At 67.2% G+C, this 21579-nt stretch carries 19 protein-coding genes; 6 read left to right on the plus strand and 13 right to left on the minus strand.

Translation table 11 applies throughout. From position 1 onward, the window contains the following. Window positions 1-128: 128 nt before the first annotated feature. Window positions 129-5168, plus strand: a complete 5040-nt coding sequence (locus LWF15_RS01135; protein ID WP_232808418.1) for a DUF3320 domain-containing protein — start codon at window positions 129-131, stop codon at window positions 5166-5168. 16 nt (window positions 5169-5184) lie between these two features. Here the strand turns inward: LWF15_RS01135 and LWF15_RS01140 are convergent, their stop codons facing one another. From LWF15_RS01140 to LWF15_RS01150, 3 genes are all read right to left on the minus strand, one after another. After that, entirely contained in the window at window positions 5185-6192 is a 1008-nt protein-coding gene (locus LWF15_RS01140) for a 1-aminocyclopropane-1-carboxylate deaminase (protein WP_232808419.1), read from the minus strand. A 15-nt stretch (window positions 6193-6207) separates the two neighbouring features. Beyond that, the gene (locus tag LWF15_RS01145; RefSeq protein WP_232808420.1) at window positions 6208-6858 is read right to left on the minus strand and encodes a GntR family transcriptional regulator; all 651 of its coding nucleotides are present in this window, start codon (window positions 6856-6858) and stop codon (window positions 6208-6210) included. 61 nt (window positions 6859-6919) lie between these two features. After that, the gene (locus LWF15_RS01150; RefSeq protein WP_232808421.1) at window positions 6920-7531 is read right to left on the minus strand and encodes a GNAT family N-acetyltransferase; all 612 of its coding nucleotides are present in this window, start codon (window positions 7529-7531) and stop codon (window positions 6920-6922) included. A gap of 64 nt (window positions 7532-7595) precedes the next feature. Here LWF15_RS01150 and LWF15_RS01155 point away from each other — a divergent pair, with 64 nt between their 5' ends. The 4 genes from LWF15_RS01155 (at window position 7596) to LWF15_RS01170 (ending at window position 9215) form a co-directional block, all read left to right on the plus strand. Further along, a complete protein-coding gene (locus tag LWF15_RS01155) occupies window positions 7596-7853 on the plus strand; it encodes a hypothetical protein (protein WP_232808422.1) in 258 nt (85 codons plus the stop codon). A gap of 66 nt (window positions 7854-7919) precedes the next feature. Further along, a complete protein-coding gene (locus tag LWF15_RS01160; protein ID WP_232808423.1) occupies window positions 7920-8279 on the plus strand; it encodes a hypothetical protein in 360 nt (119 codons plus the stop codon). Window positions 8280-8347: 68 nt separating this feature from the next. Next, on the plus strand, window positions 8348-8776 hold the full coding sequence (locus tag LWF15_RS01165; protein ID WP_232808424.1) for a hypothetical protein: 429 nt from the start codon (window positions 8348-8350) through the stop codon (window positions 8774-8776). Then, window positions 8760-9215, plus strand: coding sequence for a hypothetical protein (locus LWF15_RS01170; protein WP_232808425.1), 456 nt, complete (start codon window positions 8760-8762; stop codon window positions 9213-9215). The genes LWF15_RS01165 and LWF15_RS01170 overlap by 17 nt, the downstream gene beginning before the upstream one ends. Before the next feature lie 21 nt (window positions 9216-9236). Here LWF15_RS01170 and LWF15_RS01175 read toward each other — a convergent pair whose 3' ends face one another. The 7 genes from LWF15_RS01175 to LWF15_RS01205 form a co-directional block, all read right to left on the minus strand. After that, entirely contained in the window at window positions 9237-10175 is a 939-nt protein-coding gene (locus LWF15_RS01175; protein ID WP_232808426.1) for a hypothetical protein, read from the minus strand. A gap of 85 nt (window positions 10176-10260) precedes the next feature. Further along, the gene (locus LWF15_RS01180) at window positions 10261-11016 is read right to left on the minus strand and encodes a histidine phosphatase family protein (protein ID WP_232808427.1); all 756 of its coding nucleotides are present in this window, start codon (window positions 11014-11016) and stop codon (window positions 10261-10263) included. Between the two features lie 84 nt (window positions 11017-11100). Continuing rightward, window positions 11101-11847: a hypothetical protein gene (locus LWF15_RS01185; protein ID WP_232808428.1), complete on the minus strand. Its 747-nt coding sequence runs from the start codon at window positions 11845-11847 to the stop codon at window positions 11101-11103. Window position 11848: 1 nt separating this feature from the next. Beyond that, a complete protein-coding gene (locus tag LWF15_RS01190; protein ID WP_232808429.1) occupies window positions 11849-12760 on the minus strand; it encodes a DNA-processing protein DprA in 912 nt (303 codons plus the stop codon). A gap of 218 nt (window positions 12761-12978) precedes the next feature. Further along, window positions 12979-13818 carry a DUF2382 domain-containing protein gene (locus LWF15_RS01195; protein ID WP_232808430.1) on the minus strand — a complete coding sequence of 280 codons (840 nt, stop codon included), beginning with the start codon at window positions 13816-13818 and terminating at the stop codon, window positions 12979-12981. A gap of 153 nt (window positions 13819-13971) precedes the next feature. Then, window positions 13972-16284: a DEAD/DEAH box helicase family protein gene (locus tag LWF15_RS01200; protein WP_232808431.1), complete on the minus strand. Its 2313-nt coding sequence runs from the start codon at window positions 16282-16284 to the stop codon at window positions 13972-13974. A 6-nt stretch (window positions 16285-16290) separates the two neighbouring features. Further along, window positions 16291-18168 (minus strand): site-specific DNA-methyltransferase, encoded by a 1878-nt coding sequence (locus tag LWF15_RS01205; protein ID WP_232808432.1) that lies wholly within the window; start codon window positions 18166-18168, stop codon window positions 16291-16293. 139 nt (window positions 18169-18307) lie between these two features. Between LWF15_RS01205 and LWF15_RS01210 the strand changes: the two genes are divergently transcribed. Continuing rightward, the gene (locus LWF15_RS01210) at window positions 18308-18550 is read left to right on the plus strand and encodes a hypothetical protein (RefSeq protein ID WP_232808433.1); all 243 of its coding nucleotides are present in this window, start codon (window positions 18308-18310) and stop codon (window positions 18548-18550) included. 7 nt (window positions 18551-18557) lie between these two features. Here LWF15_RS01210 and LWF15_RS01215 read toward each other — a convergent pair whose 3' ends face one another. The 3 genes from LWF15_RS01215 to LWF15_RS37220 all read right to left on the minus strand — a co-directional run bounded on the left by LWF15_RS01215 (window position 18558) and on the right by LWF15_RS37220 (window position 21565). Next, on the minus strand, window positions 18558-19019 hold the full coding sequence (locus LWF15_RS01215; protein ID WP_232808434.1) for a hypothetical protein: 462 nt from the start codon (window positions 19017-19019) through the stop codon (window positions 18558-18560). A 248-nt stretch (window positions 19020-19267) separates the two neighbouring features. Continuing rightward, window positions 19268-19939 (minus strand): fasciclin domain-containing protein, encoded by a 672-nt coding sequence (locus LWF15_RS01220; RefSeq protein ID WP_269809408.1) that lies wholly within the window; start codon window positions 19937-19939, stop codon window positions 19268-19270. A gap of 90 nt (window positions 19940-20029) precedes the next feature. After that, window positions 20030-21565, minus strand: coding sequence for a molybdopterin-dependent oxidoreductase (locus tag LWF15_RS37220; RefSeq protein WP_232808435.1), 1536 nt, complete (start codon window positions 21563-21565; stop codon window positions 20030-20032). Between the last annotated feature and the right edge of the window lie 14 nt (window positions 21566-21579).

Raw genomic sequence — 21579 nt, forward strand, 5'->3', positions numbered from 1 at the left:
CGGTTCTGTGACCCACGCCACCCTCAGTTCCGGCCCCGCTCCGGCCGATACCCACCCGATGAGTGCCGGGCCGGGCCGGACGGGGCGACGACCGAGGGAACAGCGTGGGTCAAGCGGACAGTGCGGACTTGGTCCGGCAGGCCATCGCCCGCTGGCGTGAAGAGCCGGCCGGTGACAGCCATCTGCTCGATTTCCGGCCCGACGGCACCACCACCGTCGAGATCGCCCAGCCCGACCTGCCCGGAACGCTGAGCGGTCTGCTCGCCGGGGCCAAGTACGGCTTCCGCGGACAGTCGGACCCTGGCGAAAGCACCCGGAACACCGACGTTCTGCTCACGCGGCTCGAGCAGGACGATCTGGGGGCAGCCCTGGGTGCCCTGAAACGCGCCTCCGTCCAGGAGTACACCGAACGCGGTATCTGGGTGCTGTATCTGGCGTTCGGCACCCTGAACTGGATCGATGAGAGCGGCGCGAAGCGGGTCAGCCCGCTGGTCCTGGTGCCGGTGAAGCTCACCAACGCCGCGCAGAAACTGAAGCTGGCCGATCAGGACACCACGCCGAACCCGGTCCTGGCCGCCCACCTGGCCTCGCTCGGCCTCGAACTGCCCGCGTTCGAAGACCTGACGTCACTGAACCTGGGTGAGTACTTCGAGGCGGTGGAGACCGCGGTCCGCCGTAACGCCTGGCAGGTCTCCCCCACGCTGCACCTGTCCTGTTTCCGGTTCGCCCACCACGCCGTGCACCGCGACCTGCTGGACAACGAGGACCAGATCGCCGCGCACCCGGGCGTTCAGGCGCTGGCCCTGGGATCGATCGGGTCCGGCCCGTCGTTCGACTTCGACCCCATTGCCGAGGACCGCCTCGACGAGCTGGCGTCCGTCTCCGACACCCCCCTCGTCCTGGACGCCGACTCCTACCAGAGGACGGCGGTGGCCGCCGCCCTCGCGGGTCGCTCGTTCGTGCTGGACGGGGCTCCCGGAACCGGGAAGTCCCAGACCATCGCGAACATGATCGGCGCCCTGCTGCACGCGGGCCGAAGCGTGCTGTTCGTGTCGCCCAAGGCGGCCGCGCTGGAGACGGTGCAACACCGGCTGGACCAGGCCGGCCTAGGGTCTTTCCTGCTTCCCCTGCACTCCGAACAGGCCCGCCGCAGCGCCGTCGCCCGGTCGCTGCAGCAGACCGACGATTCCGTTCCGACGCCGGTGAAGCCCCTGGACCGTGAGCAGCTCAAGCAGCGTCAGGAGGAGCTGAACGCCTACGCGGCAGCAGTCAACGACGTGCGGGAACCGCTGGGGCTGAGCCTGCACGAGGTTCTGGGCCGGCTCGAGCATCTGCGTGACGCGCCTGCGGTTCCGGTGAAGATCAAGGGTGTGAAGAGCCTGGACCGGGTGGCTCTGGCCGAGATCCAGGAGGCCGCCAACGGTCTGGCCGGTTCGTGGCGTCCACTGCTGGAAGGCCAGAACTTCCTGTGGCGGGGCGTGCGATCGCTCAAGCCGATCGATGACGCGATCGAAGGCGCCACCGCCGCGCTGCGAACTCTCACCCAGGAGCTGGCCGAACGCGCAGAAGCAGCCGAAGCCTTCGGTCTGAGCGCCGTTTCGGACGCGCCCAGACTGCGGGACCACCTGCACAAGGCCGCATCGCGCCCGCCCCGCACGCCCCAGGCCTGGCTCACCACCGCGGATCTCGAGGGTGTCCGCTCGGCCCTTCAGCACCTGCGCGACCGACCGCAGGGCGCCAGCGAGCCTGGCCCGCAGCGTGACCGCGATCGTCAGCTCATGCGGACCGCAGCCGTGCTCACCCAACGCCTGAAAGACCTGGAGAAGATTGCCTCGACGCTCGGCCTGCCCCGGCCGGGCACCCTGCGGGAGGCCATGACGCTGCTGAACGTGGCCGACATCGCCGACCAGCCGAACCGGCCGGAGCCGAACTGGTTCACCCGCGAGGGGCACCAGCGCGCCGCCGACGCCCTGACCGCGCTGAAGGCCGCGGTCAAGAAGCTGGGCGCGGCTCAGGCCTCCTGTGACGCAACCTTCACGCCGGAGGTGCTGAACGCCGACATCGAGGCCCTGATCGACGGTTTCGCCGAACCGACCACCGGCTGGCAACAACTCGTCGGCGGCCTGGCCCACAGCAGCCACACCGAACTGCAGCGCATCATCCGGGACCCCTCCCAGACCACCGAGGCCATCCAGAACCTGCACAAGGCCCGGCGCTGGAAAGAGGCCGACCACGCCTATCAAGAGGCCCTGGACGCGCACGGCCCGGCCCTGGGCGCCTACTTCCAGGGCCGCGAGACGGATTTCGACTTGGTCGCCGACGGCCTGGCGCTGAGTGAGCGGGCCCTGTCCACGGGGATGGACGTGTCGCAGGCCGGGCAGGTGCTCGGCAACGGCCGGGAGCGGCCGGACTGGCTGCCCGACCTGGCCCGCCGGGTTCGTCAGGACCTCAAGCACTGGCGCACGCAGGTCGTTCCCGACCCGAAGCTGGAGATCCCGTTCAAGCTCCTCGAGCGCCCGCTGCCGGAGAGTGTGGCCTGGCTTCTGGAACAGACCGAGAGCGGGCAGATCCCGCCCGAACTACTGCTCGACAGCTCGGCCGAGGAGGCGGATGACTTCGGCGAGCAGGAGCTCTCGGCGCTGCTGGGCGAGCTGTACCAGGGCGATGACACCGACCTGTCGAAGCTAGAACAAGCCCTTGAATGGGTCGAGAGCATGCGCCCGGAGGGGAATCCGCTGAGCGCTGAGCAGGCCGAGCACCTGCGATCGTGCGCTCCCCCGGTCGAGCTGACGATCGGGGTCAAGCGCTGGGAGGAGGCAAAGGCCGAACTTCTCGACGCCTTTGCCGACGATCAGCACCAGGACCTGGAAGACCTTTTCGAGGACTCCGAACTCACTCTGGCCTTCCTGCAGGCGCTCTGGGACGATCCGCTGGGCCGGGAAGAATGGATCGCGTACGAGGACCGGCGGAGCATCCTGCAGGACTGCGGTCTGGGGCCGGCCCTGGACCACTGCATCAGCCGGCAACTCGACGCCGAGCAGATCCCCGCCGCCTTGGAACGCAGCGTGCTGCAGACCTGGGTCGACGAGATCGTGGCCAGCGACCAGGTGCTGCGGCTGTCCAAGGGCGAGACGCGCGATTCCCAGGTGCAGGAGTACCGCGACCTCGACCGTACGGCTTCGCCCCACGCCGCGGCCGAGGTCGTGCGCACCTGCCGGTCCCGACAGCCGGTGGACGACCGACCGGTGCAAGATCTGCACGATGTCGTCCAGCAGTCGATCAGGCCCTGTTTCGTGCTCTCGCCGCTTTCGGTGAGCCGGATCCTGCCTCCGGAAACCCTTTTCGACGTGGTGGTCTTCGACGAGGCGAGCCTGATCGATGTGCCCACGGCGATCAGCTGCATCTACCGCGCCAAGAGTCTGATCGTGACCGGGGACCAGCAGCAGCTACCACCGCCCGGCGGCCCGGAGTCGATCCTGGATCTGGCCAAGAGCGCCGGCGCCCTGCGCACTCTGACCCTGCGCTGGCACTACCGTTCCCGCCACGAAGATCTGTTCTCGTTCAGCAATGCCTCCTACTACCGCAACCGCCGCATCATTTTTCCGGGTCCTCGAACCGGGGGCGCCGATGTCGGCATCGAGGTGTTCACAGCCGAGGGCGCACCAACGCCGAAGGTCGTCGAGCGGGTTCTCCATCACTACCGCACCCGGCCACACCTTTCGCTGGGCGTGATCACCTTCAGCGAGTCTCAGGCGGCCGGCATCGAGACCGCCGTCCGGGCCGCCCGGAGCGCCGATGCCGAACTCGACCAGCTCGTCCTGCGCGGTCGCCTCAACGGCTTCTTCGTCAAGCCGGTGGAATTCGCGCAGGGTGACGAACGGGACGTCATCATCCTCGTGCTCGAAGACGCCGACCGGGAGTCCGTTGATTCCAGGCGTCTCAATGTGGCCGTCACCCGGGCCCGTCACCGCAACGAGATCGTCAGCAGCATCAACGCTTCTGATGAGGACAGCGATCTCCAGCGTTACCTGAACTACGCCGTCAACGGCCAGGCAGCTCTGACCGGGGACGCCCCCCGCAGCTCGGACGGCGAGTCGCTGTTTGCCGATGCGGTTCTGGACGTCGTGCGCACCTGGGGGTACCAGGTCGAGTCGCCCACCGGCACTACCGGGCAACGGATCGATCTGGCCGTCCGCCACCCCGAACACCCGGAGTCGTTCGTGCTCGGCGTCATCTGCGACGGCCCGCGCTATCACTCCTACAAGGTGGCCCGCGACCGCGACCGGCTGCACGACAGCGTTCTGCAGGAACACGGCTGGAGCCTGTACCGCATCTGGAGTCCGGCCTGGAACCGCAACCGCACCGAAGAGACGAAGCGGCTGCGTTCAGCCATCGAGGCAGCGCTCCAGCGGCCCGTCCCGGAACCCCCGAAGCCGGAACAGCCCAAAAATACTGACAATGGACGAGTGTCAGCCTCGGTTCGCGAGCCCATCACCACCCTGCCGCACCCGCGGACACCGACGAGCACACCCGTCCATAATCAGACACCTTTGCCGCGCCCGCCGGCTCCCCGCACCGAATCCCCGGTGGCGATCGAACCCAAACACGCGTGGGCCGTCCCCTATGTCGTGACCGACACGGTGCCCCTGCGCATCGACAGCGACCCGGCCGCGTCCCACTCCCGTCCAGCGATCACCCGGGCCATCGAGGAGATCATCCGGATCGAGAGCCCCATTCACCTGGATCTGCTCGACGAGCGCCTCAAAGACGTTCTGCAGACTCAGGAACTCGGGGCGGACGTCCGCACCAACATCACCTTGGCCACCCACGCGTCCACCCAGATCCGCCAGTACGGACGTCATCTGGCCATCCCCGGCTTTCCGGTGGACCGCGCCCGCACCCCCACGCCCGCCTGCACACGCACGATCGGGCAGATCCACGACGCCGAACTGGCCGTTGCCGTGGTTCATCTCGCGGCCGAAGCGGGCAGTATCCAGACCAGCGCCCTGGTGGACCAGGTCACCGAGATCTTCGGCTGGCCCCGGATGATGGCCGATGCCCTGACCCGCCTGGACATCATCATCAACAAGCACTGTGCCAAGGGTCAGTTGGTGCGTGTCGGTACAGCGATCGCCCCGGCCGCGAGCGTGGGTGCCCGGCGTTCCTGATCCGTCGGGCGGACGGTCAGGAGAAGACGCCGGAATAGGCGTTGAGCGCAGGCTGGCCGCCGAGGTGGGCGTACAGCACCGTCGAGTCGGCGGAGATCTCACCGCCGCGGACCAGATCGATCAGTCCGGCCATCGACTTCCCCTCGTACACCGGGTCGATGATCATGCCTTCGAGCTCACCGGTCAGCCGGATCGCGTCGATCGTCGACTGCACCGGGATGCCGTACAGGTCGCCGGCCCAGCCCTCGAGCACGGTGATCTCGTCGTCCCGCAGGTCACGCTTCAGGCCGATCAGATCGGCCGTGTGCCGGGCGATCCGCTCCACCTGGGCCCGCGTCTTCTCCAGCGTGGCCGAGGCGTCGATCCCGATCACCCGGCGGGGCCGGTCCTGCTGGGCGAACCCGGCGATCATCCCGGCGTGGGTGGAGCCGGTGACCGTGCACACCACGACGGTGTCGAAGAAGACCCCGAGCTGTGCCTCCTGCTGCTCGACCTCGCGCGCCCAGTTGGCGAAACCGAGCCCGCCGAGGTGGTGTTCGGAGGCTCCGGCCGGAATGCCGTAGGGCGTGCCACCGGCCGCCCGCACGTCTTCCAGAGCCTGCTCCCACGAGCTGCGGATCCCGATGTCGAACCCGGCCGGGTCGAGCTGCACGTGCGCACCCATGATCCGGGACAACAGGATGTTGCCGACCTTGTCGTTGACCGCGTCCGGCCAGTCCACCCACTTCTCCTGCACCAGGCGGGCCTTGAGGCCCAGCTTGGCGGCCACCGCGGCCACCTGCCGGGTGTGGTTGGACTGGTAGCCACCGATCGAGACCAGCGTGTCGGCGCCGCTGGCCAGAGCATCGGGGACGATGTACTCCAGCTTGCGGGTCTTGTTGCCTCCGTAGGCCAGACCGGAGTTCACGTCCTCCCGCTTGGCCCAGATCCTCGGACCGCCCAGGTGCTGGCTCAGCCGCTCCAGCGGGTGCACCGGGCTGGGCCCGAACAGCAACGGGTAGCGGTCGAAATCGTCGAGCGACATGTGGTTCTCCTGAGGTCAGCTGGTCGGCGGCTGAAGGGTCAGCCAGTTGGCCCGGGCCAGGGCAGCAGCGCCGTCGGCGTCTGCCCGGGCGGCGTGCTCGATGATGGAACGATGCTGGGCCACCGATGAGCGGCCGCTGAGGCCGGCGAAACGCACCCGCTCCATCCGCCGGAGCAGGGGAGTGACGTCCCGCAGGACGCCGGCCAGCAACCGGTTGGCGGCCAGATCGACGAACACCCGGTGAAAGGCGTCATCCGCAGCGATCGCCCCGTCCACGTCGGCCCCGGCCAGCGCGGCCGCGAACTCGTCGTTGGCCTGCCGCATCGTGTGTAGGTGGGTCTCCTGCACGAGGGGCACCGCCTCGCGGGCCGCAAGCTCGTGCATGCTCGCCGCCACCGCCTGGGCCTCGACCGCAGCCCGCACGTCCAAGGGTGCGACAATCGTGCGGCTTCCCGGCTGGATCTGCACGAGCCCGGTCTTCTCGAGGTGGGTCAGCGCCTCCCGCACCGGCGTCCGGCTCACCCCGAGCCAGGCACAGAGCTCCGCATCGACCAGCCGCTCACCTGGTTCGAACGTGCCGTCCACGATGGCCGCCCGCAGAGTCTCGAGCGCGCGCTCCCTCAAGAGGACACGTGGGGCAGCAGCGCTGGAACGGGGAACCGGCATGTCGCCGACAGTATGCGAAATATTGCATGACGCAAAGACCCATTAGCTCGCCGCCCGGCCATCAGGACCGCCGTGCAGCCCGCCACTCATCGGCGCGCACCGCATAGATCACTTCGTCGGTCCACTCCCCCTTGCAGAACGCGTTCTGCCGCAGGCACGCCTCCTGCGTCATCCCCAGCCGCATGGCTGCCCGGGCCGAGGCAGTGTTCCGGGCATCCAGACTGGCGGTGATCCGGTGCAGGCCGAGTTCACCAAAGCCCAGCCGGAGCAGGAGTTCAGCACCTTCGGTGGCGTAGCCGTGGCCGGCGTGTTCGGGATGCGTGATGAAGCCGACCTCGCCCTGCCGGTGCTCGCGACTGGTCCACGTCAACTGCACGTCCCCGACCCGCTCACCGATCTCGTCCAGCACCATCACCAGCGTCAGCTCGTCGCCTTCGGCACGCAGGCTGGTCTGCTCCAGCTTCTGCGCCAGCGACACCCGCACCTGCTCCTCGCTGCGCGGCCCCCAGGAGATGAAGCGCAGCAGAGCGGGATCGGACTCCAGACTGAGCAGGAAGTCAAAGTCGTCCGGCCCGTAGGGGCGTAGCTGCAGCCGCTCAGTGCGCAGAGGAAAGGTTGGAAACAGCACCTCGCCGAGACTAGTCACCTGCACTGCACGGCTACCTGTAGTCACAGCGATGCAACTTTAGGTATGGTTCGCGGCTTATAAGACATCGTTGCAGCGGAGGGGCGGCCTGATGTCCAAGATCGACGAACTCGCGGAAGCGATCAGCGGCGTGACCAGCAAGATCGACGAGGCGACCAACGAGAGCACGGTCGCCTCACAGGAGGCCGAGGAGACCGCCGCCGTCGCCGAGGCCCTGGGCTCCGACGGCCTGGTCGAAGGGCTGAGCCACGTCAAGGAACAGCTGGACGCGCTGAGCGAGGTCCTCAAGGGCGCGTCCCAGCAGGCCAGCGAGATCCAGGCACTGGCCATGAGTCTGGCCGAGTCTTGAAGGCCAGGTGGCGTCACGGTCGTCACCAGCAAGAACACGGATACCTCGCCGGGCAACATACCGACGTTGTCGAGCGCCCCGAACGAGCGCGGGAAGGAGCAGAAGGCTCCGCTCTCCCGCAGGCTGAACAAGCGGATCGCCCGAGGTGCGAAGAAGACCGAAGACATCGCTGACGGCGCTGACCACTTCCAGAAGTCCTGGGAAGCGTCCGTCGAGGAACATTCGAACCTACCCGATCGCCCCACGGTCACCTCGACGCAGACCCGCGCCGACAGCTCCCCGCCGACGGTTTCCAGTGCTCCGGGGCAGGGCATCGAGGCGGGCACACTCACCAGCGCCGGCATGGCCGTAGCCGTGGCTGTGGCCGGCGCAAGTGAGATGATCAATCGCCGTCGACGGCATCGAGAGGCGTCCTCGGCCGGGTGACCCGGTGACCTCGCCCGTCAATGCACGTGATCAGAACGGCAGCGCCACACTTCCGGAATCGGGGTCTGATGTCAGACAAGATCAAGGATCTTCTGAGGTGGAACCTGGGAGCCGAGGGGGCCTCCAAGGTTTCGTTCTCCGAGGTCGGGCTCGAGGCTTCGCGGGCGGCCGGGTTCGCAGCTTTCGCACTCGCCCTGGAGAGGAGATTCGGCGAGGACCCCACCACCGAGACCATTCAGCAGTTCGTTGCGAGGACCAGAACATCGTGGGTGAAACCGGATGCGCTCAACCCGGTCCTGGCCGAACAGGTGATCCTGGCCGCCTACACCGATGATGACGACCTGCTCGACGGGGTTCCGGCAGCGGAACTGGCGCGCGTTCAGCTTCTGCTGACCTACGGGGTGGTGCGAGACATGAACATCACCGGTGATGCGTTCGAGGCGTTCCTGGACGAGATCGTCCAGTTGATGAACGAATCCGGTGACGAAGACGACTGACATGACTCGTTCACCGCGCGACATCCCCGACCTTGTGACGTCCTTCCTGCCCTTCGACGAAGACGCGATGGACACCATTTTCGCGGACAACGACGACATAGATGTTCTTGCGGCCTCCCTCGGGTCGTTCGCGGTGGCTGGATCATTCGCAATCCAGAAGCTGGACGAGTCAGGACGACGCGACTTCTGCAAGCGGCTGGCCGCCCTCTCCGAAGGGGTCGTGCCGTCCTGGACGGTGGAAGCTGTGCTGCGCAGCATTGAAGGCGATCACGACGCCCTGACCGGAACCGACCCCGCTTTGACGAGCCAGATTCACATGTATGGCCTGCTCTTGCTCAGCACCGACTACCTGACTCGGCAGGAGTGCCTGAAGCTGCATTCCGCGGCCGTCGAACGCGCCCGCGAATACAGACCCGGGCTCGCGTCGCTGCCCCGTTGAGCTACAACGACCAGCCACCCTTCATTCCAGAACCCGTTCTCCCCCAGCCTCATTGACCAGCACCATCCCCATCACCACGTCCCCGAACAACTCCACTTCCCCTTCCCCCAGGGCCTCGGCCAGCCCACGCGCCCGCGCATGCACCAGGTACAGGTTGGCCAGCGCCTCCGACGGCACGCCGGCCCGCGAGAGCTCCGGGGCCAGCCCGAGGGCCATCCGCAGTTCTTCGAGTAGCCCGGCCTGGTTCAGATCGCGCACCCGGATGGACGGGTCGCTCTCCAGGGCAGCGCGGATCTCCCGGGCGGGCCCGGCGTCGGTCACGGTGACGTCGCAGATGCCGCCGTCGAGGGAGCGCTGGTCGGTGCGCAGAACGATGAGGTGCTGGCGGGGGCCGCCGCCGAACACCATGCCGATGGCGGCGGCTCCGTCGAACTTGTACACAGCGCGCCAGGAACGCTCCAGGGTCCAGGCCACCGGCTCGGCCCAGTTCGGAAGCGTGACCCCGGCCATCCGCTCGGCCGCCTCGGTCGCGACGACGCGGGTGAGCGCGGGACCGAGCTGACCGGCGATGGTGAGGAAGCCCCGGGTGATCGGGTCGGGGACCTGCTCGCAGGCCTGGATCAGGTGTTTCACCATGTCCGCGGTCAGCATCAGGCGCTGCGCTTCGTCCACGTCGACCGGGACGTGTTCCTCGAAGACCGCGAACACCGAACCCACCACCAGTTCGGCCTCGAGCCGGTTGCGGGCGTCGAGCAGAGCCTCCAGGACGCTGTTCCCGAACGAGGCCATCCCCTGCGCCGCCCCCTCCCAGGTGACCGGCGAGGCCTCGTTCCCCACCGGCTCGAACTCGGCGAAGACCGAGATCGGCAGGGTCACCGGCACGGGAGTGGGCAGCAGACGCAGAACAGTGGACGATCGACCCGCCGGGCGCCGGGGACCTCGCCGCTTGCGGTTGGTCATGGTGCCAGCCTGCCAGGACTCGCCTGGCCGACGCGCCGAAACCGCAGCGTAGGGGCAGGATGCCAGCTGTTCTGCGGACGCCGGCTCAGTTCGTGACGTCGCCCGGGTCGAGGTGGTCGACCCGGTTCACCCACTCGGCCACTGCCTCCCCGTACTCCATCCGCAGTGACACGTGCCCCGTGTTGTCCACGGGAAACCGCCGCCACGGCGGATGCTCGAACCCGAGGGCGGAAGCGAGCACGAACTGCGCGAAGAACTGATGACTGACCAGGACCACCACGTCGTTCATCCGGTGCGTGGCCAGCAGAGCCGACAACAGACGGCGGGCGCGGGGCACCGCGGCTTCCAAGTCGGCCTCGAACCCGCCGTTCCACGGCTGCCCAGCCCCCGGGAACAGCCCCGCCGGCGCCAGCACATTACCCCCGTACACCTGCAGCTCTTCGAGAGTCGCCCCGGGCAGCGGGCCACGCTCACCGGTGTCCTCGTTCACATCCTGAATGCCGCCCACCTCATAGGCATCGGGCTGCAGCAGGATCGGCAGCCCGCTCGCCTCGGACAGCGGCCGGGCCGTGGCCACGGCCCGTAGCGTGGGGCTGGCGTAGAGATGGGTAGGGGTGAAGGGCACCTCACCGGCGGCCAGGGCCTTGCCCAGGGCCTGGGCCTGCCGCTCCCCCAGATCCGTCAGTGCGGGATCCGGCACCCGGGCCGGGTAGCCCACGATCTCCTCGGCGATCTGCGCATCCCCGGGTTCCCCCGTGTCCTGCGCCTGCTGCCGGGCCACGGCAGCGAGATAGTTGGCGTTGTTCGTCGACTGACCATGCCGGACAAGGACCAGCTGCATGCCGTTCAGTCAAGCACAGGCTCTTTCCACTGCCGGCCGGGTTGCGCTGCGAGTACCTTCCACAGGCTCTGGCATTGGAAGCCGTCAGTCCGGGCAGCGTCCGCCTGTCCAGCAACACTGCATCGGATCCAGGTCCCGGCGCGGGTGAGAAGCCAGAAACTTCTTCGTGGCCGTGAAAGACGGCTTGATGTAACGAGCGATGTTCAGTACCAAGATCTGCTCAGCCCCGGCGGCCCGGACAGCGAGCGCTGCCGACTGGGCGTGCGCACCGGTGGTCCAGGTGTCGTCGATGATCAGCACATGCTCACCAGGGACAGGGTGTTCCGACCGGTAGTGATCGGCGTTCAGAGTGCGCGGCGCAACTGTGGGCTGAGCGATGAGCTGCAGTTGTTCTCCCGGCGCGATGGCCTGGGCGATCATGTTGAGCGGGTGCTGGCGCTGGGCGGGCTTGGCCGGTAAGGAGGGCACAGTGGCCCAGAAGCGTGGGGGCCGACCGGTCAGCCGATTCAGGCAGTCCTCATGCGTGCTGAGAGCGTTCCACAGCAGGAGCGACACCACGAACTTCGAGTCGGAGTCGGGATGCGGCTGCTTGTAAAGCCGCATCATGTAGTGAGACTGCTCGCCCTCCACGGCGTACACAGCAGCTCCCACCCGATCCGCGACGGGCTGGCCCGCATGCGCGCTACAGGGGCGGCACCGGGTGTAGCCGTAGACCGGCGTGAAGCAGACGTCGCAGGTCTCGCCGACGACATAGGCCGTGTTGCGCACCGTTCCGCCGTAGGTGTCAGCCAACATGTGACGCACGTGGTCGGGGATGGCCGGAACGGGCACCTCAGGTATGGAGCAGGTTGCGCAGTGCAGCCCTTGCCTGACTTTGCTCTTCATCGATTGCGCAGATTGTCCGCATCACGTCGCTCAGCGTACGTGCTTGATGCACTCCCGGTCGCCCGATCAGCTCGGCTGCCCACTGATTGCGCGCAACCACCATGTCGGTCAGGATCACCGGCCGGCCGTGCTCCACCGCCACCCGTGCCTGGATGCGAGCCCCACTCTTCTCACCGGCCTCCACGATGACAGTCGCCATCCCGTAACCGGACATGGTGGCGTTGCGCAGCGGGAAGGTGTGCCGAGCCCCCGGCGCGTCGGGCCAGAACTGGGAGATGAGCAGGCCCCGCCGGGCGATGGTCTCCTGCAGTTCCCGGTTCTGAGCCGGGAACTGCCTCTGAATGCCGGTTCCGATGACAGCTACTGTGCGGCCACCGTTTTCGAGAGCGGCTGCGTGAGCGGCCGTGTCGATACCCTCGGCCAGGCCGGACAGAACGGTGAAGCCCTCCGCCACGAGTGACTGGGCAATGCTCGAGGCTCGCTTCAGCCCCTCGGGTGACGCCTTCCGGCTCCCCACCACGGAGACGGCGCGGTCTTCCGGGCGCACCTCGCCCCGGGTGAACAACAGCGCAGGCGCCTGATGCACGGCGCGCAGGCGCAGGGGGTAGTCCTCGTCCAGCACAGTGACGAGACGCAGCCCTTCACTGCCCCAGCGATCCACCTCCGCCGCTGCTTGCTGGCGAGGATCCGGGGCCGTGGGGTCGGCCAGTAGAGCATCGTCGGTCAGTTCGTTCCAGAGCTGCACGGCGCTACCACAATCGAGCAGCCGACTGGTCAACTGCGACAGGGGAAGCTTTTGCGGCGCACTTCGGAGCAGCGCGACGACTGCGATCCACTCTTCCCGCTGGTCGCCGCTCACAGAGCCCAGCCTAGAGGCAGACCGGGAGACCGGGTGGACAGTTCGCACACCCAGCAATACGAACACATGTTCGAGCGATGCGCCAGGCCGGCGCACCTGCCCCGAACGGCCGGAAGCCGCCGGAGACAGGCACGCCATCTGAAAGAGCTTTCACCGGGCAGAATCTGAATCGCCGAGGATGCCGTCAGGGCACCGCCGGCGATCGCCCGGACGGTGGATCAGCGGCGGGTGTCGGGGATGCCGTCACCGTCGACGTCGATGCGCTCCTTGCGCACCTCACCGCCCACGGTCTCGACCGACTCCTCGACCTCGGTGTCCAGGCGGACGCGCTCCTGCGGCACGGCCTCCTTGGAGACCACAGGACGCTCGGCGTTGAGGACGACCTCGTGCTCGTCCTCGGTGATGTCCCGGCCCGAGTAGGCCGCGTCGCGGTTGGTGTCGGTCACCGGCTCGGTGACGACGACCGCCTTCTCCTTGCGCACCGGCACGTCGACCTGCACGTTCTCGGTCTCCACCCACTTGCGCAGGCGGGCCTTGCCGGCCTGCACGCGCTCGGTGTCGACGTTCAGCTGCTCCTCGGAGCGGGTCATCGCCTGATCGGTGGTCCCGCCCGCGGTGCCGTGACCGGTGCCCGTGGTCCCGGCATTGCCGGTGGTGCTGCGGTCGGTGACGTCACTGACCTCGCGGTCGGAGTCCGCGTACTCGGTGCGTGCGGTGCCGGTGCCCGCGTAGGACGTTTCCTCGGGGTAGGAGACGTTGTAGTGGGCGTACAGCTCACGCTCTTCGGCCGGGCTCAGGTGCCCGGTCTCGTCGATGTTCGGGGCGTTCTTGATCTGCGACTTGCTGTACGGCACAACGAGATCCTCGTCGGAGATCGTGGCCTCGGCCAGCGGCACGAACGACTCGTTCGTGCCGAAGAAGCCGGTGTTCACGGTGGCCCACTCCGGCTGACCGGTCTGGTCGTCCACGTAGACCTGGCCGATGGTCCCGACCTTGTCACCATCGGTCGTGCGCAGCTTCTGGCCGATGAGCTGCTGAGCCTGAGCCTGGGTGATCATTGGTTACCTCCTGCGCAATTCGGGCGTGCGGGTGTCCTCACCCAGAAAGCCACGGATGCCGACATCGGACCATTCGAGGTGACCCCCTCCCCTGAATCCTCTTGCGGAGCACAGGTTCCTGTCCGATACAGACACGAATGGTTGAAACCACCCTTAACGGGCTTCGACTGGATGCCGACACGAGCCACCCGCACAAGTCCTGTGCGCCGACCGGCACTGCATCCCTACGGCACCGATCGGATCGCCAGGGAACGACCACAGGGCAACCGGGCTCGGCAGAGCCCCCAAGAACCGCCGCGCACACTGAACCAACCGCTCGGGCGCAGCGGCCGGGTGCACCAAGAAGGCACGCCCGTCCTGAAGCGCCACCGCCCATTTCGGCAGGTAGTCACCGAACGGGGTGGGGATGGCATAGCCGCGCGGAAGGCGGGCGTAGGCAGCAACGGCCGGGTCTGCCTCCAACTGAGCCACGAACGCCCGTTCAGCGTCGGAGGCCGGGGCAGCGTAGCGATAGACATGCTTGGCCACCGGCTCGCCTACGAGTTGCCGGGTCTGCGCGGCAGTGAAGAGGTTGTCGCCGTAGCGCTGGTCGAGCAGCTCGTAGGAGAGCCCTTCGACGATCAGGTCAGCCTTCTCAGCGCCGATCAGGCGAACGGCTTCTCCTATGAAATGCTCCACATTCAGCTGCAATTGAGCGAGGGTAGGATCAGCAATCCCTTGGAGAACTGCGCTGACCGTACGTCGCGTGAGGCCGGTGCCCGCGGCGATCTCGCCCACCACGTCGACCCGGCCGTTGGTCGACGCAGACGCTGGAGACAGGCGCTGATCAAGCACGGCGATACTGCGCCCGATCAGCCGGGCCGAGTCCAGCTGGATGCGATACGTCGCCCGGTGGTCGATCGCCTGCCACAGCGCCCGGAAATGTTCTCCGGCAAAGACTTCGCGGTTCAGAACGTTCCGGCGATAGATCCGGTCGTCGACCGGCCGGGGGAAGGCCCCCACGACTTCCCGCTGCAGTCCTTCCACGAATGCGGCGTACGACTCGTCGGTCACCACCGTCAGTTCATTGACCGAGCGATCGCGCACCCGTTCACCCTGCTGGTCGACCGCCAGCCGCAACCCTCGCCCGACCTCTTGGCGGCGGGAGATCGTGGTGCCGCTCTGCTTCAGCAGGCCCATCACGAAAACGTTCGGATTGTCCCACCCCTCACGCAGCGCCGAGTGAGAGAAGATGAACCGCACCGGCTCGGCCATCGACAACAGGCGTTCCTGGTCACGCAGGATCAGATCGTAGGCGCCCACGTCCTTCGACAGGCCGGCCTCGTCACCGCTCTTGCAGACCTCTCCGTCCACCCAGCGCTTCGTCTTCTTGTCCACCGAGAAGTAGCCCGCATGCACAGCCGAAACATCATCGCGCAGAAGATAATCGCCGTAACCCGGCTCGTCCAGGAACTCATCACGCAGGCGCAGGTACTCGTCCTCGAAAATGCCGGCATAAAGGCCCAGCGCTCCCGGCTGACTGTAGTCCCGGTACTTGACCACCTCGTCGATGAAGAACAATGACAGCACCTTCACCCCTCGGGCGAAGAGTTCCCGTTCCTTCTCCAGGTGAGCCCGGATCACCGCGCGGATCTGCAGCCGCCGCAGATCTTCGCCCGAGCAGTCCTGATCGCCCATCCCCCGCACGGCAATCTTCTTGACCAGCCCGCGATTCAGAGCGTTCACCGCGTCGAGGCGGTGAACCTTGACGTGCTCGACGCGGTGCGTGGCCGAGTACCGCACCATGAAAAGCGGCTCGAACCGGGACAACGCCTGGAGCGACTTCGCCGAACCGATCTTCTGCGGTTCGTCCAGGATCACGATCGGGCGGCTCTCCCGCAGCACATCGATGGGCCGACGCCCTTGAAAGGCGTCCAACTCTTCGTAGATCCGGCGGCTCTCCCGGCCAGGCGCATTGAACGCCTGAATGTTGATGATCAGGACCTGCACCCCTGGATCAGCGGCGAACCGTTCCACTCCGCGCAGGCCAACGGGCGAAGAGCGATAGACAGACGCTCGCGGCCGAGTTCCGTACATCTCCTGGAAGTGGTCGGCCGTTACGTCGAAAGACCGCTTCACGCCCTCACGAATCGCGATCGATGGCACCACGACCACGAACCGGCTCCACCCGTAACGCCGGTTCAGTTCGAGAATGGTCCGGATGTACACGTACGTCTTGCCGGTGCCCGTCTCCATCTCGACATCCAGATTGAGGACGCCGGGCGCGCCTGGGCTGTCAACCAGACTCATCGAGAGGGGAAGGTTCCGGATCCGCTGCCCGGCGTTCACGTTCTTCAGCAGATCAGCCGCGCTCAGAACTATCCCGGCATTGGCAACGCCCGAGCGACGAGGCTGCCCGGCGAAGACGTCGGCCACCGCATCAACGGCCTCCGTCTGGTACTGCTGTACCTTGAACCGCAGCTTCATCCCGGCTCAGATCGTCTTCACATCCGTGGCCGGCGAGAGCTCCCGGAAGATCTGCCCGGCATTGATCAGGTCCTGGTCGGATGCGAAGCCGGAATGGCGGAACGCCGCCCGCCCCGGGCATTCCCGAGCCAGGGCTTCCAGTAGGGCAAGATCGAGCCGATCCTCGAAACACGCCAGCAGATCGCCCACCGCGAAGACCCGGTGCCCGAGGACAGTGTTCTTCTTGATCACTGGATCGAGCGGCATCGCGCAGCCGAGCAGAGTCTGAAACAGCAGATCCTCGTCCGAACGATCCGGCTTCACCTTCTCCCGAAGTTGCGCGAGATCGACCCGACGGATCCCCGCTGAGTCGCGCCGCACGTCCACAAAGTTCGAAGTACTCACTCGCAGAACCCGAAAACCCACATCCAACAATGGACGATCGGTCGCCAGCAGGCGGCCGGCCCGCCTCAGGCGCTCCTTGGCTATTTCGGCAATCGTGCCGAACCCGGCCTTGGCCGCTTCGGTGGCCGGCGCGCACACCTCGGGCAGCTGAACCGCGATGAACCGACGCCGGCCGCCGTCCTCGTGATTCAGCGCGAGCACGGCATGAGCACTGCTTCCCGAGCCGGCGAAGAAGTCCAGCACCAGCGAGTCCGGGGTGGTCGCAATCGCGATCAGCTTCTTCAGCAACGCAACCGGTTTGGGATGATCGAATACGGCAACGCCGCCGAACAACTCCCGCACCTCGCGCGTTCCGGCCTCGGTGCGCACTTCCTTCTCGTCCCAGACCGTCTTCACCTTCTGCGTGGAGGGCCGGTGCTTCTCATAGATGTTCCAGGCACCACTCCGCACCCGCCGGGCCACCACTGCCGAAGCCGAAGGATCGTCCGGAACCAGCCCCGCGGCCACCTTCTCCCGCCCCCACCGCCAGCAGCCCTCCACACCCTGGCTGTTCAGCGGAACCGTCGTAACCTCATATCCAGCGGAGGATTCCAGAGCCACTGCCGCATAACCGTTGTCATCGGTCAGCGCCGGGTTCACAAACATCGGGTAGAACAGATTGGGGCGATTGGCCCGGCTGAACCGGGGATTACGGTTCCGGAGATCGCGCGGCGCGTACCGCCCCACCTCGTCGGTCAGCGGCAGGTCCGACCCGTCACGCGGCAGATCGTAGACACCGGCCCCACCACTACGCCCGTAGATCAGCAAATACTCGTGCGTCTGGGCCAGGGGCAGATAGTCCCGCCCGCCCTTGTTCGTCTGGACCACCACTTGGGCGACCCGACCGTCGTCGCCGAACAACTCGTCCAAAATCTGTGAGATCCGGGCCAGCTCATGGTCGTCGATGCTGACCGCCAGGATCCCGTCGTCGGTCAGCAGCGAGCGGGCCAGCTTCAGTCGCGCGTACATCATGCTCAGCCAGTCGCTGTGGAACCGCCCACCCGACTCCGGATTGGCCACCAGACGGGCGCCGGACTCGTCCGTCTGCCCTGAAGTTCGCAGGTACTCGGCGGCGCCGACGGTGAAATGGTCCTGGTACACGAAGTCGTTGCCGGTGTTGTAGGGCGGATCGATGTAGATCAGCTTGACCTGCCCCAGATACGACTCCTGCAGCAGCTTCAGCGCCTGAAGGTTGTCGCCCTCGATGAACAGGTTGCGCGTGGTGTCGAAGTGCACCGACTCGTCCCGCACCGGGCGCAGCGTCTGGTCAGTCGGCGCATTGGCCGCGAGCACCGCCTCGCGCTTGCCCGGCCACTCCAGGTGGTACCGCTCCTGCGGGCCCTCCACCAGCGCGCCGGCCAGCTCCTGACGCAGCAGGTCCAGATCGACCGCCGGACCCAGCACCCCGTCTTCCACCTGCTCGGTGACAACGTTGGGAAAGATCTCGGCGAGCGCAGCCACCTGGGCAGCCCTCAGGCCCGGGGAAGTGCGCCGTAGTCGCTCCGCCACTCATGCAGTATCCAGGCGCACGCCCCCGCCGTCAGCGATCCTGCTTTCCCGCAGCCCTCCGGGCCGGGCCGCAGCGCGTACGCTGACCCCCATGTCCGCAGATGAGGTTCAGCGGCCGGGCTCCTCACAGAACGGCCTGCTCGGCATCGCCCTGCGCATCCTGCTCATGTTCCTGTTCCTGTCGCTGTTCGGCCTGGCCAGCAACGGGGTCCGGCTCCCTCTGGTGCCGGGCCTGGTCGTGCTGGCCGCCGGCGTCGTCCTCAGCCTGGTCGCCGCGGTGTTCGTGTCCAACCTCGTGTGCGACCGTTACGACCGCTGGCGCGCGAGCCGGTAGACCGCGCTCACTCCTCGGCGAGGGCGGCTTCCAGGGCCTTGAGCACCTCGTCCAGGTAGGTGCTCCAGTCCTTGTCCTCGGGCAGGAACGCCGACACCAGCCACCCGCCCAGCGCGAAGCCGGTGACCGCGACGTCGCCCGGGCTCATCACGTCGAGCACGGCCTCCTCGCCCATCGCCGAGGCCATGTAGGTGCGGGCCAGATCGGCGCTCACCTCGGACCAGTCCTCCTGGGTCTCCGCGAAGTCCTCGGCCAGGTCGGAGATCTCCTGCGCCCCCGGCACCTCGCCGTCGTGCATGTCCTGCAGGACGATCGCGGTCACGTTGATGGCGAGCTGGAACGCCTCGATCGTGAAGTCGTCCCCCCGGTCCAGGATGTCCTCGATCGCCTCGTGAAAGCGGTCCGGGTCCTCCTCCACCGAAGCCTCGAAGGCGGCCCGGACGGCGGGCTCCACTGCGTCGATCTCCACGTGCGTTCTCCTGTACCTCGGGTTCAGCGCCGTGTGAACGGTAGTGCCAGTTCCGCCCGAGCTCCGCTTCAGAGCCTCTACGGCCGGCCCGCAAAAGGCGTAACCCCGGCGATGTGGCCGGAGGGCCAGTGATCGTTCCGGGGTCTTCACAGACCACGGTGACAGTGAGAGCAGCGGCCGTCAAACGCCGGGCGGGAGGTGCGAGACCGGTCTGGTGGGTCTCGCACCTCCCAGCCTGAGGGGGTGTCCTACTTCGCGTCGGCCGGGCTCAGGACCTGGTCGATCAGGTAGACCGTGGCGTTGGCGGTCTTCACGCCGCCGCAGACCACGTTCGCGCCGTTCACCATCAGCTCGTCGCCCGAGCCGGTGACCTCGACGTTGCCGCCCTGCACGGTCTTCTGCGTGCCCACCACGTCGTCGGCCGAGAGCTGGCCGGCCACCACGTGGTAGGTGAGGATGTCGGTCAGGGTCTTGGAGTCGGTCTCCAGGGTCTTCAGGGTCTTGGCCGGCACCGCCGCGAAAGCGTCGTCCACCGGGGCGAAGACGGTGAACTCGCCGCCGTTCAGGGTGTCGACCAGGTCGACGTCCGGGTTCAGCTTGCCCGAGACGGCCGCGGTAAGGGTCTTCAGCATGGGGTTGTTGCTGGCCGCGGTGGCGACCGGGTCGGTGGACATGCCCTCGACCGAACCGGCACCGTCCGGAACAGCCTCGGCATAGGCGGCGCAACCGGGGCCCACCAGGCCGGACATGGCGTCGTCGGCCGCCTCGGTGGTCATCGACGGGCTGGCCGCGGCCGTGGTGGTGTCCATCGGGGCGGCGGCGTCGGAGGTGCTCTCGTCGTCACTGCCGCAGGCGGTGAGGCTGACGGTGGCGGTGAGGGCCACTCCGGCCACCAGGATCCTGCGCATCGAGGCGTTCATGGTGATGAACCTTCTTTCCTTGGTGAGGCTTTCGGATCTTCGCCGGTAGTTCGGCGCGAGCTGTGCAGCGGATTGGTCTGAGAAGAAGATTTATTCGACGGTCACGACGACGGACTGCCAGCCGGAGGAACCGTTCGGGAAAGGCTCTGCCCTTTCCTCGATCTGGACCTCACCGTCGCCGTCGACGGCACGCACCTGAAGCGTGTGCGAGCCGGAACCGGCGTCCCAGCGCCAGACCCACTGTCGCCACAGGTCGTCGTTCACCTGTGCCGACAGTTCGGCCTCCTGCCAGGCGCCGCCGTCGACCCGCACCTCGACCTTCGAGATGCCGCGTTGCTGAGCCCAGGCCACGCCGGCCACGGCGACCGTGCCGGCCTTGGTCCGGGACAGCGGCCGGGGAGTGTCTATGCGGGAGCTGGTCTTGATCGGGGCCTGCTGGTCCCAGCCCCGGCGCACCCAGTACGGGTCGAACGCGTCGAATCGGGAGAGCTCCAGATCCACCAGCCATTTGGTGGCACTGACATAGCCGTACAGACCAGGGACGACCATCCGGCAGGGGAATCCGTGCTCCGGCAACAACGGCTCACCGTTCATGGCAATGGCCAGCATTGCTGCCCGTCCGTCCAGAACCGCCGAAACCGGTGTCCCGATCGTCATTCCGTCGATCGAGGTGCCCACCAGCTGATCGGAGTCCGGATCCACCCCGGCCTCGCGCAGCAGCGGGGCCAGTTCGACCCCCAGCCAGCGGGCGGTGCCGACCAGTTGCCCGCCGACCTCGTTGGACACACAGGTCATGGTGATGTCGTGCTCCACCATCGGCCGGGCCAGCAGGTCGTCGAAGTCGAGAGTCAGCTCTTTGCCGACCATCCCGTGAATGCGCAGCTTCCAGTCGTCCGTGGTGATTTTCGGCACCGAAAGTGCCGTGTCCACGCGATAGAAGTCAGCCGGGTCGGTGTAGAAACTGCTGACGCCCGACACCTCGAGCATGGCCCCCTCGGGCAGGGCGGCGGCCGGCTTGGCGGGAGTGGGAAGGCGCAGCGCTTTTCGGGACGCAGCCACGTCGGCCCGAATGTTCTGCAGTTGCCGACCAGCCACCCCAGCCGCACCGGCCGCGATCGCCAGCACCGACGTCATCAGTACCGCTCTTCGCCCGGGCCCTGCTGAATCGCGGTCTCGCGAACGCAGGAGCAGGGCAAGCAACCCGGCCAACCCGGCGACGGCGACCACTGCGGCCGCCAGAGAGGGCACCACGTCGATCAGTTCGAATTGAGGACGGGTCGCTGCGGCAGACGCTGCCACCAGGCCCAACAGGGCGGCACCCGCCAGTCCGATCCGGCGGTAGCGCGTGGCCACGATCCCGACCACGGCCGCGATCAGCGCGACCGTGACGAAAATACCGGCCAGAAGAACAATTTTGTCGTCCTCGCCGAACTGCTCGATGGCGAACTCCTTGAGCCACCGTGGCGTGCGGTCGATCGCCGCACCACCCACCACGATGGCCGGAGCCGCCGACCGGCCGATCGCACCCGCGACCAGCTCGGCCACTCCCAGCGCCAGACCGGCCGCGACGACCCCGGCCAAAGCGCCCCGAACGGGCCTGAACTTGCCGTTCTCCTGCGCGACCACGGTTCACCGCCTCC

This window comes from Kineosporia rhizophila (genome assembly GCF_021277265.1).
In the GTDB taxonomy this organism is placed as follows: Bacteria; Actinomycetota; Actinomycetes; order Actinomycetales; family Kineosporiaceae; genus Kineosporia; species Kineosporia rhizophila.

What these genes read in the sequence shown, in the direction of transcription:
- LWF15_RS01140 (WP_232808419.1), bottom strand. Translation starts at nt 6,192, where the DNA reads ATGTCGCTCGACGATTTCGACCGCTACCCGTTGCTGTTCGGGCCCAGC.
- LWF15_RS01145 (WP_232808420.1), bottom strand. Translation starts at nt 6,858, where the DNA reads ATGCCGGTTCCCCGTTCCAGCGCTGCTGCCCCACGTGTCCTCTTGAGG.
- LWF15_RS01155 (WP_232808422.1), top strand. Translation starts at nt 7,596, where the DNA reads ATGTCCAAGATCGACGAACTCGCGGAAGCGATCAGCGGCGTGACCAGC.
- LWF15_RS01165 (WP_232808424.1), top strand. Translation starts at nt 8,348, where the DNA reads ATGTCAGACAAGATCAAGGATCTTCTGAGGTGGAACCTGGGAGCCGAG.
- LWF15_RS01175 (WP_232808426.1), bottom strand. Translation starts at nt 10,175, where the DNA reads ATGACCAACCGCAAGCGGCGAGGTCCCCGGCGCCCGGCGGGTCGATCG.
- LWF15_RS01180 (WP_232808427.1), bottom strand. Translation starts at nt 11,016, where the DNA reads ATGCAGCTGGTCCTTGTCCGGCATGGTCAGTCGACGAACAACGCCAAC.
- LWF15_RS01195 (WP_232808430.1), bottom strand. Translation starts at nt 13,818, where the DNA reads ATGATCACCCAGGCTCAGGCTCAGCAGCTCATCGGCCAGAAGCTGCGC.
- LWF15_RS01200 (WP_232808431.1), bottom strand. Translation starts at nt 16,284, where the DNA reads ATGAAGCTGCGGTTCAAGGTACAGCAGTACCAGACGGAGGCCGTTGAT.
- LWF15_RS01210 (WP_232808433.1), top strand. Translation starts at nt 18,308, where the DNA reads ATGTCCGCAGATGAGGTTCAGCGGCCGGGCTCCTCACAGAACGGCCTG.
- LWF15_RS01220 (WP_269809408.1), bottom strand. Translation starts at nt 19,939, where the DNA reads ATGAACGCCTCGATGCGCAGGATCCTGGTGGCCGGAGTGGCCCTCACC.